This window comes from Kribbella sp. NPDC050124 (genome assembly GCF_044460355.1).
In the GTDB taxonomy this organism is placed as follows: Bacteria; Actinomycetota; Actinomycetes; order Propionibacteriales; family Kribbellaceae; genus Kribbella.
The window spans coordinates 156648-168955 of record NZ_JBITJU010000011.1; the positions used below are offsets into that span (position 1 = coordinate 156648).

15 protein-coding genes are annotated in these 12308 nt (G+C 68.5%); 8 read left to right on the forward strand and 7 right to left on the reverse strand.

The genetic code is table 11. The features are described from left to right. Nucleotides 1–81 precede the first annotated feature (81 nt). On the forward strand, nucleotides 82–1029 hold the full coding sequence (locus ACIBL3_RS25200) for a helix-turn-helix domain-containing protein (protein WP_396355997.1): 948 nt from the start codon (nucleotides 82–84) through the stop codon (nucleotides 1027–1029). Here the strand turns inward: ACIBL3_RS25200 and ACIBL3_RS25205 are convergent. Then, nucleotides 993–2015 (reverse strand): DUF4037 domain-containing protein, encoded by a 1023-nt coding sequence (locus tag ACIBL3_RS25205; RefSeq protein ID WP_396355998.1) that lies wholly within the window; start codon nucleotides 2013–2015, stop codon nucleotides 993–995. The genes ACIBL3_RS25200 and ACIBL3_RS25205 overlap by 37 nt on opposite strands. An 80-nt stretch (nucleotides 2016–2095) precedes the next feature. On the opposite strand from ACIBL3_RS25205, the gene ACIBL3_RS25210 reads away from it, so the two are divergent. The 4 genes from ACIBL3_RS25210 (at nucleotide 2096) to ACIBL3_RS25225 (ending at nucleotide 4226) form a co-directional block, all read left to right on the forward strand. Continuing rightward, nucleotides 2096–2491 carry a hypothetical protein gene (locus ACIBL3_RS25210; protein WP_396355999.1) on the forward strand — a complete coding sequence of 132 codons (396 nt, stop codon included), beginning with the start codon at nucleotides 2096–2098 and terminating at the stop codon, nucleotides 2489–2491. A 47-nt stretch (nucleotides 2492–2538) separates the two neighbouring features. Continuing rightward, nucleotides 2539–2937, forward strand: a complete 399-nt coding sequence (locus ACIBL3_RS25215; RefSeq protein ID WP_396356000.1) for a VOC family protein — start codon at nucleotides 2539–2541, stop codon at nucleotides 2935–2937. A 72-nt stretch (nucleotides 2938–3009) separates the two neighbouring features. Beyond that, nucleotides 3010–3756, forward strand: coding sequence for an SDR family NAD(P)-dependent oxidoreductase (locus ACIBL3_RS25220; protein ID WP_396356001.1), 747 nt, complete (start codon nucleotides 3010–3012; stop codon nucleotides 3754–3756). Nucleotides 3757–3773: 17 nt separating this feature from the next. Then, nucleotides 3774–4226: a GNAT family N-acetyltransferase gene (locus ACIBL3_RS25225; RefSeq protein ID WP_396356002.1), complete on the forward strand. Its 453-nt coding sequence runs from the start codon at nucleotides 3774–3776 to the stop codon at nucleotides 4224–4226. 31 nt (nucleotides 4227–4257) lie between these two features. Here ACIBL3_RS25225 and ACIBL3_RS25230 read toward each other — a convergent pair whose 3' ends face one another. Continuing rightward, a complete protein-coding gene (locus tag ACIBL3_RS25230; protein ID WP_396356003.1) occupies nucleotides 4258–5055 on the reverse strand; it encodes an alpha/beta hydrolase in 798 nt (265 codons plus the stop codon). Between the two features lie 140 nt (nucleotides 5056–5195). On the opposite strand from ACIBL3_RS25230, the gene ACIBL3_RS25235 reads away from it, so the two are divergent. Then, a complete protein-coding gene (locus tag ACIBL3_RS25235; protein ID WP_396356004.1) occupies nucleotides 5196–6146 on the forward strand; it encodes a helix-turn-helix domain-containing protein in 951 nt (316 codons plus the stop codon). Here ACIBL3_RS25235 and ACIBL3_RS25240 read toward each other — a convergent pair. Next, entirely contained in the window at nucleotides 6133–6933 is an 801-nt protein-coding gene (locus tag ACIBL3_RS25240) for a MerR family transcriptional regulator (RefSeq protein ID WP_396356006.1), read from the reverse strand. The genes ACIBL3_RS25235 and ACIBL3_RS25240 overlap by 14 nt on opposite strands. Nucleotides 6934–7013: 80 nt before the next feature. On the opposite strand from ACIBL3_RS25240, the gene ACIBL3_RS25245 reads away from it, so the two are divergent. Next, nucleotides 7014–7316 carry a nuclear transport factor 2 family protein gene (locus tag ACIBL3_RS25245; RefSeq protein WP_396356007.1) on the forward strand — a complete coding sequence of 101 codons (303 nt, stop codon included), beginning with the start codon at nucleotides 7014–7016 and terminating at the stop codon, nucleotides 7314–7316. Nucleotides 7317–7426: 110 nt separating this feature from the next. Beyond that, the gene (locus tag ACIBL3_RS25250; RefSeq protein ID WP_396356008.1) at nucleotides 7427–8191 is read left to right on the forward strand and encodes an SDR family NAD(P)-dependent oxidoreductase; all 765 of its coding nucleotides are present in this window, start codon (nucleotides 7427–7429) and stop codon (nucleotides 8189–8191) included. Nucleotides 8192–8300: 109 nt separating this feature from the next. Here ACIBL3_RS25250 and ACIBL3_RS25255 read toward each other — a convergent pair whose 3' ends face one another. The 4 genes from ACIBL3_RS25255 to ACIBL3_RS25270 form a co-directional block, all read right to left on the reverse strand. Beyond that, nucleotides 8301–8957, reverse strand: a complete 657-nt coding sequence (locus ACIBL3_RS25255) for a VOC family protein (protein WP_396356009.1) — start codon at nucleotides 8955–8957, stop codon at nucleotides 8301–8303. A gap of 53 nt (nucleotides 8958–9010) precedes the next feature. Continuing rightward, entirely contained in the window at nucleotides 9011–9667 is a 657-nt protein-coding gene (locus ACIBL3_RS25260; protein WP_396356011.1) for a dihydrofolate reductase family protein, read from the reverse strand. 69 nt (nucleotides 9668–9736) lie between these two features. Next, nucleotides 9737–10510 (reverse strand): DinB family protein, encoded by a 774-nt coding sequence (locus tag ACIBL3_RS25265; RefSeq protein WP_396356012.1) that lies wholly within the window; start codon nucleotides 10508–10510, stop codon nucleotides 9737–9739. 38 nt (nucleotides 10511–10548) lie between these two features. Beyond that, nucleotides 10549–12306, reverse strand: a complete 1758-nt coding sequence (locus ACIBL3_RS25270; protein WP_396356013.1) for an ABC transporter ATP-binding protein — start codon at nucleotides 12304–12306, stop codon at nucleotides 10549–10551. Between the last annotated feature and the right edge of the window lie 2 nt (nucleotides 12307–12308).

Here is a 12308-nt window from a genome sequence, read left to right on the forward strand (position 1 = left end):
GGTGGGTTCGACAGCAAGTCTCGCGGTCCGGCGACCACCGGTGTGAGAGTCCGGAACGACACCATGCGTACACTTTCGGACATGCACACCGTCGCACTGGCGACCGCCGGTCACCTCCTGCACTTCGAGCTCGGCGTCGCCTACGAGATCTTCGGCAACCCGCCGCGGGAAGCGCTCGAGAACTGGTACGACGTCCAGCTCTGCGGACCGGGATCGGTGAAGGTCGGCCCGTTCGCTGTCGAGCCCGACCACGGCCTGGACCACCTCATCAGCGCCGACACCGTGATCGTGCCGGCCTGTGCTGACGTCGACGAACCGCCGCCGACTGAGCTGATCGACGCCGTACGCGCGGCGCATGAGGCGGGGGCGCGGATCGCGTCGCTGTGCACAGGTGCGTTCGTACTCGGCGCGGCGGGGCTGCTCGACGGTCGGCGGGCGACGACGCACTGGGCGCACACTGACGAGCTGAGTGCGCGCTATCCGCTGGCTGAGGTCGATCCGGATGTGCTCTACACCGACAACGGCAGTGTGCTCACGTCAGCCGGTAAGGCGGCCGCTGTGGACCTCAGTCTGCATCTGATCCACCTCGACCACGGCGCGAATATCGCGAACAGTGTTGCTCGGCGTCTCGTCGTACCGCCGCACCGGTCTGGTGGTCAGGCGCAGTTCGTGGCGACGCCGCTGGAGGTGAGCGGGGACAACAGGCTGGCGCAGTTGCAGTCGTGGGTGCTCGAGCGGCTGGACCAGCCGTTGACCGTGACGGACATGGCTCGGCGGGTGAACACGAGTCCTCGGCATCTTGGCCGGCAGTTCCGGGCGGTGACCGGGCAGACGCCGTTGCAGTGGTTGCTGATGCAGCGGGTGCGGCGTGCACAGGAGATGCTGGAGAAGACGGACCAGAGTGTGGAGTCGATCGCGGTCGCCACTGGCATGGGTACGGCGACCACGTTGCGGCGGCAGTTCAAGCGGGTTGTGGCGGTACCGCCGGACAGTTACCGGCGGGCGTTCCGCAGTACCAGCGCTGACTGACGGCGAGCTGTGGCATTGGCGAGCAACTTGACGTTGTCCGAGTGCTGCTCGACGCTGCCAAGGCCCGTGGGCAGGTCGGGCGCGTCGGCGAGGAGTGCGGTGATGATCTGCTCGTTCGGGTGCAGGTAGGGGCGGTCCCAGAAGTCGACGGTCGCGGGGGCGGGCGCCGGGAGGCCGATCGCTCGCTGCCGGTTCAGCAGGTGGTCGAGGGCGTGGCCCAGTTGCTGCTGCCGGTAGCGCCAGTGGTCGGCCTTCAGCGCCTTGCGGAGCGCGTCGCCGACCTCGCGGGCGCAGGGCAGTTGCGCGAACAGGGTCCCGCACCATTTCGGGTACGGCGGCCACCGTCGCTCGATCATGAACGCGAGATGCATCGCCACGTCGGCCAGCCGGGACGCGATCACACGTGAGCCCAGGTCGTCGCCGCGGTCGCCGGCCCGGCTCATCAGCGGCATCTCCTCCGACAGCCGGATCCAGTCGCAGGCGACGACGTACCGCCAGACGTCGTCCGGGTACCACTGCAGGCGGTCGCGGATGGCGGTGAGGCCGCCGGCGTGGTCGGCGAACACCGGCCCGCCGACCACCTCGAGGACCGCCTGACCGGTCAACGACAGCCAGTCGATTGTCGACAATCCATCACGCGGGTCGAACCCGAGCCGGTGCGTGACGAAGCCTTCGACCGACTCGACCTCGACGTGGTGCACACTGTCGGTCCGGCCGCTGAACGGGAACCTCGTCGGCAGTCCGGCGTACGTCTCGGGGAGCTCCGCGGCCAGGTAGTCGTCGATCTCCTGGCGCCTGTTTTCGTCGACCAGGAGGGTCAGGCGCAGACCCCAGTCGTGGTCCTTCGAGGTGGTGTCGTCCAGCCCGAGTACGTCGGACCCGCCGCCGAGCCGACCGGCCGCGTGCGGCAGCCCGGGCCACTTCGCCGCGAGCAATGGTCCGACCACGTCGTCGTAGTACCCGCGAGCCAACCCCCGACCGTCCACCCCCCCGATCCTGCCCGACTGTCCCCGCCGGGCACGACCGGATTTCGGCTCAGACTCTGCACGCGGTTACGGTTTGCCCCGTGACGAGGGGTTGGACGCAGGGCGATGGGCTGGGTGTTGTCGCGATCGTGCTGGCGTTCGCGGCGCCGGCGACGCTGGGGCGGTCGCTCACCGTGCAAACACCGCTCCTGGAAACCGGACCGGCAACCGTGACGGCCGGCGTCGCCATGCTCGTCGCGCTCGCCCTGTTCCATCGGATCGCGCCACAGCACGACAGTCTCCGGATCGCGCGCGACGGCACGCTCGGGCCCAGGCTCTTCGTGTTTCTCGGCTGCCTGTGGCTGCTCTGCCCGATCGTCTCGATCGTCCGGCTCGCCGGGGATGCGTCAGCGGTCGCCTTCGTGGGCCTGTCCCTGCAACTCGCCGCCATCGTGGGTGTCTTCTGGCTCGCCCGGCGATGGCCTGCTCGGTCATAGGGTGAGCTGCGGACGAGGAGGCAACTGTGCACGGTTATCCGCGACGGATGCATACGGTGCTGGACACGACGGATGTCCGTGGGCTGGCGGAGTTCTACCGGGAGCTGTTCGGCTGGAGCTACCGGCCCGGTGACGAGCCGCCTGCCGAGGGCGCCGTGGACGAGGCAGACTGGCTGGTTCTCGTCGACGACAACGGCCAGCGTCAACTCGCCTTCCAGCAGGTCGACACCCTGCCCCGGTCCACCTGGCCGTCCCACGACGTACCGATGCAACTCCATATCGACTACGCCGTACCGACCCTCGACGACCTCCATCACCACCGCCGCCGTGCCGAATCCCTAGGCGCCGAGCTCCTCCTCGACCGCACCGCCGACGAGGGCGAACCCCTCTACGTCCTGGCCGACCCCGCCGGCCACCCCTTCTGCCTCCTCGTCGGCCACCCCTGATCTCCGGCGTCACAGCGTGGAGGGTGGCGGCGTCTTGTGGCTGTTCGATGGCTACTGGATGAGGGACTGAAAATGACTGTTGCGTTGGTTACTGGGGCCAACAAAGGGATCGGGCGTGGGGCGGCTGAGCAGTTGGCTCAGTTGGGGATGACGGTGGTGATCGGGGCTCGGGATCCGCAGCGAGGTGAGGAGGCTGCGGCGGCGTTGCGGGCGGCGGGTGGAGATGTGCATGCGGTGACGTTGGATGTGACCGACGCGGGCACGATCCGGGACGCGGCTCGGTGGATCGACGAGCGGTTCGGGCGGCTCGACGTACTGATCAACAACGCGGGCATCACCGGCTCCGGGCAGGTCTCGCCGCAGGATGCGTTCGACCAGGTGCCGAGCACCGTCGACCTGGACATGGTGCGGGAGGTGTTCGAGACCAACGTGTTCGGGGTGATCGCGGTGACGAACGCGATGCTGCCGCTGCTCCGGCGGTCATCGGCGCCGCGCATCGTCAACGTCAGCAGCCACGGTGCGTCGCTGGCTCTGACCAGCGACCCGGACGGCCCATTCGCGGCTCTGCTGCCGTCCGCGGCGTACATTCCGTCGAAGACTGCGCTGTCCGCGGTGACCGTTCAGTACGCCAACGAGCTCCGCAAGGACGGCATCCTCGTCAACGCCGCCGCCCCCGGCTTCGTCGACACCGACAGCAACAACCACACCGGCTTCCAGACGATCGCCGAAGGCGCCACCGCCCTGGTCCATCTCGCCACCCTCACCCCCGACGGCCCGACCGCCACGTTCCAGGCCGAGGAGGGCACCGTCCCCTGGTGACCCCGTAGGCTCCTGCCATGTTTCGCGAGGCCGGTGTCGACGACTTCGACGGTGTCATGCGGCTCTACCGCCAGCTGCATCCTGATGATCCGGTACGGCGCGACGGCCGCGACGCCGGCGTGTTCGCCGAGATCCTCAAGACGCCCGGGCTGCGGTTGTTCGTCCTCGAGGTCGACGGTCGGGTCGCAGCAACGACGTACCTCAACCTGATCCCGAACCTCACCCGCGCGGCCGCGCCGTACGCGGTGATCGAGAACGTCGTCGTCGACGCCGACCTCCGGGGCACCGGTCTCGGCAAGCAGATCATGGCCGCCACCCTGCGGACCGCCTGGGACGCCGGCTGCTACAAGGTCATGCTGATGACCGGATCCCGCCGCGAATCCACCCACGCCTTCTACAAGTCCTGCGGCTTCGACGGGAGCGCCAAGACCGCGTACGTCGCCCACAACCGGTCAGCCGAGCTCCCGTAGGACGCTCGGCTGATCCAGGCGGCCGGTCGTGTCAGCCTTTGGCGTGTTCCAGGGCCCAGTCGAGGGACTCGTCGGCGATGCGCTCCCAGCCTTGCTGGGCCGGGACGAGGTGCGCGAAGCCGTCGTACTCTCGGGTCACGGTCAGGGACTTGGACTTGTAGTGCTTGGCGTTCGAGCGCTGGACCTCCGGCGGCATGATGTGGTCCTCGGACGCGGACACGAACAGCAGCGGCGCGCGGGAGTCGTTGTGGTAGTCGACCCAGGTGTCCTGGTGACCGGGCTGGAAGTTCGCCAGCACGCTGCCCCACAGGATCCCGCCGTTCGCCGGGATCGCGTACCGCTCGTACGCCTGGCGCGCCTCCTCCTCGGGGAAGGTGTTGGTGAAGGCGTAGTTCCACTGCTCGAAGTTGAGCGGGATCGCCTTGTGCCGGTTGGCCGGCGACTTCAGCACCGGGAACGTCGACTTGACCTGCGAGATCGGTACGACGCGGACGCCCTCGGTCGGCGCCGAGCACATCGCCACCCCGGCCGCGCCGAAGCCGTGGTCGAGCAGGATCTGGGTGAACGCGCCGCCGGCCGAGTGCCCGATGATGATCGGCGGCTGGTCGAGCTCGCGGATGACCGACTCCAGGTGCTCGATGATGGCCGGCACGGTCAGCTTCAGGATCGGGGTCGGGTCGGCGTTCAGCGACTCCACCTCGACCTCGAACCCGGGGTACCCCGGCGCCAGGACCCGGAAGCCGCGCGCCTCGTAGTGGCTGATGTAGTTCTCCCAGCTCCGCGGTGTCACCCAGAAGCCGTGCACCAGCACGATGGTGTCTGCAGGCATGGTCGTGCGTCCTTCCGTCCGGGAGGTTTGCCGGAAACGTAGCTGCCGGTACGCCGTCCTTCGTAGGATGTGCCTGCACGGATCTGGGCTGTGTGTGCACAGTTCGCCCCCCAGATTCCAGGGGTGGAGGGGGTTGGGGGATGGCCGTGCTGCTCGATACCGCCGTCCTGCCGCGGCAGGACCGGCTGGAGGCGTTCTACGCGGCGATGATGTCGGCGAGCGTCCCATCGCGGGTCGAGCACGAGGACCCGGGCGGTGACGTGCACGCGCGGATGGACTTCTGGCGGCTCGGGACGCCGGACCTGTTCCGCAACGAGGGGTCCGGGATCCGGCTGGTTCGAACTCCGAAGCACGTGCGAATCGGCGGTCCGGAGCGGCTCGCGCTGGCGGTGCAGGTGACCGGATCCGGGGTGTTCAGCCAGGGCGGCGCCGACCAGCGGGTGCGGACCGGCGAATTGATGCTGGTCGACCTGACCGCGCCGTACGACTTCGCCTGGAGTGGTCAGGGCGCGTCGCAGGCGTTCCAGATCGACTACGCCGACCTCGGGCTGAGCGTCGAGACGGTCCGCGCGGCCGCGCACCGGTTGCCGAGCAGCCCGCTGTACGAGCTGATGCTGCACCACCTGACGTTGCTGCCCGGGATCATCGACTCACTCCAAGGCACGGCCTCGGCCGAGATGGTCGGTACTGCGACGACCCAGCTGGTCCGCGCATTGCTGACGTCGGCGGCGGACGACGTACAGCAGCCGCCGGCGATGGCCGACGTACTGTTCACGCGCATCACCTGGTACGCGCGGCAGCACCTGGCGGACCCGGATCTGACACCGGCCCGGATCGCGACGGAGCACAACATCTCGGTTCGCTACCTCTACAAGCTGTTCGCCGAGCAGCACCTCAGCCTCGAGCAATGGCTGATCACCGAGCGGCTCAAGGGCGCCGCCCGGCAGCTCGCGGATCCGGCGTACCGGCACCGGTCCATCGCGGCGATCGCGGCCGACTGGGGTTTCCTCGACCCGGGTCACTTCACCCGTCGGTTCCGCAAGGCGCATGGGATGACGCCGCAGGAGTGGCGCCGTACTAGCCGACCCTGAAGACGGGCCAGCCGATCTCAGTTCGCCAGGTCGCCGGATCCGGGTCGTCTCGCGGACCGACAACGTACGTCTCGTGGACCGGACCGTTGACGGCGAGCGCATGGTCGACCACCCACGCACCGAGCCGCCCGTACGTCACGTCGATGTCGTCATGCGCCCCGCGATGGACGGTCGCGGCGAGCTCCACCGCCGGCAGCTGGACCCGCCGGACCCGCCCGTACGACGGCGGGTCGGCGATCACCCGGTACACCAGGACCCTTCCCTGGCCGGCCGCGAAGAGCTCGTTGTCGTAGTGCCCACCCGGTGGCCCCAGCGCCGTCCCGCCGACCGCGTCGAGCTCGTCCATCGCGTCGTCGTACCACTCCAGAACGTTGCCGAGCTCAACCACATCGGTGATCGCGGCAACGACCCGGGAAGGCTCGGAGCGGACCGACACCGGGAGCTCGCCGGGCTCGGGGCGCAGCAGCCGCTGCAGTGAGTTGACCGCCACGCGGGTCCGGTCCAGCGACGTCTGCAGCCGATCCAGGTGGCCGGCGATCAGCTCGGCGCGGACCCCCGGATCGTCGGTCGCGAGGATCTTGCCGACCTCGGCCAGCGGTACGTCGAGCTCGCGCAGCCGGTGGATCACCTGGGCCGACGGGATCTGGCCGGTGCTGTAGTACCGGTACCCGGTCGACGGATCGACCGTGGCCGGCTCGAGCAGCCCGCTCTCGTGGTAGCGGCGAAGGGTCCGCACGCTCAGATGGGTGAGCTGCGCGAACTCGCCGATCGTCAGCCCGCCCCGCATCAGGCCACTGTGCACCCTCTCCCCGGGAGAGAGTCAACCTGCTTGACCCTCTCCCCGCGGGAGACCGCAGAGTCGGAGCCATGTTGCCTTCGACGATCACCACCTACCTCGCCCAGCCCGCACTGTCCCTCTACGCCGACGACGCGGTCGTCACCGACGACGGCAAGACCTACCGCGGTCGCTCCGAGATCGCGTCCTGGCTGGTGACGGCGGCGAGTGAGTACACCTACACCACCGAACTCGTCGCCACCCGCCGGATCGACGCGAACACCTGGGTCGCGGTCAACCACCTCGAGGGGAACTTCCCCGGTGGCACCATCGACCTCCAGTACACCTTCACCCTCGAGGACAACCTCATCACTCGACTCACCATCGCACCCTAGGTTGAGAGGATCGTGCAAGCCGCCGCCAGCAATGGTCTACGGAATCTCCCGGCTGGCGGCGTGTACTAGTCGTGTAGCCATTCACGACGTAGTAGGGAGATTGCACGATCATGCAGGTAGCTGTGGTCACCGGCGGAAGTTCCGGTATCGGGCAAGGCGCGGCCTTCGAGCTGGCAAAGCGCGGTACTGGGGTGATCCTCACCTACAACGGCAACCCGGCCGGCGGCCTGGAGACGGCCGACCGCATTGAGAAGGACGGCGGTACGGCGGTCGCGCTGCCACTGGACGTGGGTCGCAGCGACACGTTCGCCGAGTTCAAGGCGAAGGTCGAGCAGGCCCTGGCCGAGCGGTGGGACCGGACGTCGTTCGACTTCCTGGTCAACAACGCCGGGATCGGGCAGCACCCGGTCCCGTTCGAGGAGACCACCGAGGAGCTGTTCGACCAGATGCTCCGGATCCACCTCAAGGGCCCGTACTTCCTCACCCAGACCCTCCTGCCGCTGCTCGCCGACGGCGGCGCGATCGTCAACACGAGCAGCAGCTCCGCACTCGACAACACCCGGCCCGAACCGGGCTACTCCGTCTACGCCAGCATGAAGGGCGCCCAACTCGTGCTGACCCGGTACCTGGCGAAGGAGTTCAGCTCCCGCGGCATCCGGGTGAACGCGGTCGCGCCCGGCGTCACCCGCACCCGCCTGGGCGACGACGCGTTCGCGAAGTACCCCGAACTGATCCCGCCGCTCGCCGCCCGCACCGCCCTCGGCCGCATCGGCGAGCCCGACGACATCGGCAAGGTGATCGCCTTCCTCCTCTCCCCCGACGCCGCCTGGCTCACCGCCCAAACCATCGAAGCCACCGGCGGCTACGACCTCTGAGCCCGGGACCGCGCGACAGGAGGTCCTCGCCCCAGGGCCGGCTGGCGCCGCGGGCCTAGGCGTCCCCGCGGCGCCGGCCGCCCACTACCTCCTGTCCAGCGGTACGCGGTCAGCGGGCGAGGCAGGTGCAGATGCAGGCGTTATTGCCTTGCGGGTCGGCGAGGACGGTGAACGACGGGGCTTCCTTGTCGTAGACGATGCGGCCGCCTGCCGCGAGACCGGCCGCGATCCGGCGCTCGGCCTCGTCGTGCGCCACCCACACGTCCACGTGGAAGCGTTGCCGCGGCGTCTCGTGCGCGTCCGTGCCCTGGAACCACATGTTCGGGACCCGACCGGTCGGATCAACGACATCGGTCGTCAGCGACTCCGTGCTCCCCGTGAGTACGGCGGCCCAGAACGGCCCGATCGCCGCGACATCGGCCGTGTCCAACGCAAGCTCGAACTGCGTCACCGCCGACGGATCCGCCCCCAGCCCCATCGACCGCGCCACCGAGCTGATCCGCCGAGCCAACTCCACATCCCGCTCAGTCACCCCAGGAAAGACCTGCGAGGCACCTGAGTCGTCGGTGTAGACGGCGTCCTTGCTGATCAGCTGCAGATCGACGAACCCGTCCCCGATCCTGACCTCCGCGCACTCCTCGCCGACTGCCTCCACAAACCGAAGGCCGTCGGCGAAGGAATCGATCAGAAACCGTGCATGCAGGGCCTGCGCGAGCTTCCGCCAGTCGTCCAGCCCGGCGTCCAGGATCGCCTGCGTCGTCAGCATGTCCATACCTTCCCCCAATCACGGGAAAGGCTAGGACACCCACCGACCGAACCTCAGATCAGGACTTCCTTCCCGTCCTCGACCACGATGTCGCCGGTCCCGATCGAGCCGAAGCCCTCCCGCCGCAGCGTCAGCGACACCGCACCCGAGCCACCCTCCCGAACCTCGGCCGCAGTGATCTTGTAGGTCGACGGTACGGCGCCATCCTCGAACAACCGCTTCCCCGTCCCGACCACCACTGGAAACTGGATCAGCCGGTAGACGTCGACCAGACCGGCGTCGTGCAGAGTCCGGACCAGCTGCCAGCTCCCGTGGACCTGCAGCTCACGCCCCGGCTGTTCCTTCAGCCGCCGCACTTGCTCCGCGATGTCGTCACCGCGCAGCACGGTCGTGTCGCCCCACGCCGCGTCCTCGTCCGACAGCGTGTTGCTGACGACGTACTTCTTCCAGGTGTTGAGCGCGGCGGCGACGATGTTGTCCTCCACGTCGACCTGCGACCAGAAAGTACGCATCATCTCGAAAGTCGACCGCCCGAGCAGGATCGCGTCCGCCTCCCGGAACCACCCGTCGACCGGATCCAGCTGGCCCTCACCGGCGTGCGGCACCAGCCACCCGCCGTACTCGAACCCGTTGCTGCGGTCCTCGTCCGGACCACCCGGTCCCTGCATGACGCCGTCCAGGCTGACGAAGGTGTGGACGCTGAGTTCCATGGCTTTCTCCCAAGCTCGTAGGTGCGTTCTCGCCTACGCGTCGAACCGCTTGGGCCGGACTCGACATTTTCAGTTCACAGATTTCTCCAGTACGGCGAGATCGCGCTCGGCGTACATGCGGTGCTCCCACTCCTCGCTCAGGATGCAGCCGAGACACTCGCTGACCTGATAGCTGTCCGAAGCCGGGTAGCCGGGCTCGGTGACAGGCTCGGTCATCTTCGTGAGCTGCTCGTCGGTGAGCTCCGCGATGACCGTCCGCACCGTGGCCATCCGGTCCGCCCGAAGCACGAGCACCTCGTCCAGCGACGGTCGTACGGCGCGGTCCCGCGGGATCGGCGGCGTGTCGCGCATCTCGTCGTGCGGCAGGTCCAGCGGGTCCCACGGAGCCGGGTCGCCGAGGACGGTACGCCGTACCCAGGCATCCGTCGCGAACACCAGGTGCCGCAACGTCTCGATGAATGACCACTCCCCATTTACCGACTCGTGCAACTTTCCCGCCGGCAACCGGCGCGCCCGCTCGACCGTCCCGCCCCACAGCTCCTCGAGCAACGCCCAAGCCTCGCGATACCCGTCCGCATCACTCGGCCGCATCATCTCCCGCCCCGGATACCGCCGATTCAACTCGGCATCAACCAGCGGCATCACCTCGACCCCCCACACCGTGAGGTCCCGAACCTCCCCCTCGATCGCCACATCACAGAACAACGCCCGAATCCGCGCCCCATTCAAATTCACGTTCTCGAACCGCGCCCCCACCAAATCCACGTCCCGAAACACGGCCCCCCGCAACGACACCTCCTCAAAACGAGCCCCGCCCAGATCCTGCTGCTTGAACTCGGTCATATCGCCAGCCTGTCCCGCATCCGCAGCCAGGTCCAGCATCAACCGCGGTCGTAGGCGCGGGCCTGGAGGTTATAGAGGTCGGCGTAGCGGCCGGGTTTTGCGAGGAGGGCGGCGTGGGTGCCGTATTCGACTACCTGGCCGGCGTGGAGGACGGCTATGAGGTCGGCTGCGCGGACTGTGGAGAAGCGGTGGGTGACGAGGAGGGTTACGGCGCCGGTGGAGCGGGCTTGGTGGGCGGCTTGGGTGTAGCGCTCGAAGAGTTCGTGTTCGGTGGTGGGGTCCAGGGCGGAGGTTGGTTCGTCCAGGACCAGTAGGAGGGGCTGGTGGCGCATGAGTCCGCGGGCGATCGCGAGTCGTTGGCGCTGGCCGCCGGACAGGTCGACGCCGCCGTCCCACGTGGTGCCGAGTTGGGTCGACAACCCGTCGGGAAGTGCACGCAGGACGTCCTCCGCGGCGCCGTCGCGCAACGCCTGGTGGACGCGCGCCGTGTCGTCGATCGCGGTCAGGTCGCCGAGGCCGACGGCTTCGCGCGCGATCAGTTCGAAGTCGGCGAAGTCCTGGAACGCTCCCGACAGGCGCGACCGCCACGCCGCCGCGTCCAGCTCGGCCAGATCGATGCCGTCGACAAGGATCCGGCCCTCGGTCGGGCGGTACAGCCCGGTCAGCAACTTCACCAGCGTCGACTTCCCCGCGCCGTTCTCCCCGACCAGCGCAACCACCGCCCCGGCCGGCAACTCCAGATCCACCGACGCCAAAGCGTCCGTCTCCGACCCCGCATGCCGGAAGCGAACCCCCTCCAACCGGATCCCCGACCTCAGCCCACCAGGCGGCTCCGCCGTACCACTCCCAGCCGCTTGTACGGCGTAGTCCTGCAGCCACACGAACCGCGACACGTTCCGCAGCAGCCGGGCCGTGTCCTGTACGGCGTTCGTCAGGATGCTGCTCACGTTCTCCAGCCCACGCACCGCGGTGACCGCCACCACGAGAGCCGACACCGGGACGGCACCGTGCACCACGTCGTACGTCATCCAGCCGAGCACCCCGATCGCGGCGCCGAAGAACACCACCGCTATCCCGGCCCCCAGCAACGCGTTCTTCCAAGCACTCAGAACCGCGGGCTCGCGCCACGCGGTCGCGCTGTCGCGAACTCGCTGGCGAAGCTGAACCCGTTGTCCGAACACCCGCGCTTCCGCCCCGCCGTACGGCGAAGTGACCAAGTCGACCAGGTGCTGTGTCAGCCGTGCCGGGGCGGCGCTGTCCTCCTCCGCCGATCGACCCCAACGCGTGGTCCAGCGGCCGGTCAGCAACCGCGGGAACCCGAGCGCCGCAAGGATCAGCAACCGCCAGTCCGCAGTCACCGCGACGACCAGGATGCCGCCTGCGAAGGCGAGGTTGTTGACGATGTTCAGCAGCATGTTGAGCGCGCCGCCGAGCGTCCCCTGACCGTCTCGCAGACTCTGGGTCTGATCCAGGTACTCGGGCGACTCCAGGTGCTCCAGCGTCGGCACCCGCCCGATCAGCTCGGCGATCTTGGCGTCGAACTCGAACCCGATCCGCTCCATGAGCCCGACCCGCGCGTTCGAGCCGGCCATGATCAGCAAACTCTGCAACCCGGCCACGGCCACCAGGGCAGCGGCCGCCACCAGCATCTGCTCGCGATCGACCGCGATAGCCCCGGCCACCAGCAGCCCGAGGAACCACGGAACCGCCGACCGCACCAACCGGCCGGCCGTCTCGGCGAAGCACGCCAGCACCAGACCCGGGCTCGTCCGAACGCCGCCGTCAGTACCATCCACAG

Excerpts from the sequence above, each read along its gene's own strand:
- ACIBL3_RS25200 (WP_396355997.1), top strand. The coding sequence starts at position 82 with ATGCACACCGTCGCACTGGCGACCGCCGGTCACCTCCTGCACTTCGAG.
- ACIBL3_RS25215 (WP_396356000.1), top strand. The coding sequence starts at position 2,539 with ATGCATACGGTGCTGGACACGACGGATGTCCGTGGGCTGGCGGAGTTC.
- ACIBL3_RS25220 (WP_396356001.1), top strand. The coding sequence starts at position 3,010 with ATGACTGTTGCGTTGGTTACTGGGGCCAACAAAGGGATCGGGCGTGGG.
- ACIBL3_RS25225 (WP_396356002.1), top strand. The coding sequence starts at position 3,774 with ATGTTTCGCGAGGCCGGTGTCGACGACTTCGACGGTGTCATGCGGCTC.
- ACIBL3_RS25230 (WP_396356003.1), bottom strand. The coding sequence starts at position 5,055 with ATGCCTGCAGACACCATCGTGCTGGTGCACGGCTTCTGGGTGACACCG.
- ACIBL3_RS25235 (WP_396356004.1), top strand. The coding sequence starts at position 5,196 with ATGGCCGTGCTGCTCGATACCGCCGTCCTGCCGCGGCAGGACCGGCTG.
- ACIBL3_RS25240 (WP_396356006.1), bottom strand. The coding sequence starts at position 6,933 with ATGCGGGGCGGGCTGACGATCGGCGAGTTCGCGCAGCTCACCCATCTG.
- ACIBL3_RS25245 (WP_396356007.1), top strand. The coding sequence starts at position 7,014 with ATGTTGCCTTCGACGATCACCACCTACCTCGCCCAGCCCGCACTGTCC.
- ACIBL3_RS25250 (WP_396356008.1), top strand. The coding sequence starts at position 7,427 with ATGCAGGTAGCTGTGGTCACCGGCGGAAGTTCCGGTATCGGGCAAGGC.
- ACIBL3_RS25255 (WP_396356009.1), bottom strand. The coding sequence starts at position 8,957 with ATGCTGACGACGCAGGCGATCCTGGACGCCGGGCTGGACGACTGGCGG.
- ACIBL3_RS25260 (WP_396356011.1), bottom strand. The coding sequence starts at position 9,667 with ATGGAACTCAGCGTCCACACCTTCGTCAGCCTGGACGGCGTCATGCAG.
- ACIBL3_RS25265 (WP_396356012.1), bottom strand. The coding sequence starts at position 10,510 with ATGACCGAGTTCAAGCAGCAGGATCTGGGCGGGGCTCGTTTTGAGGAG.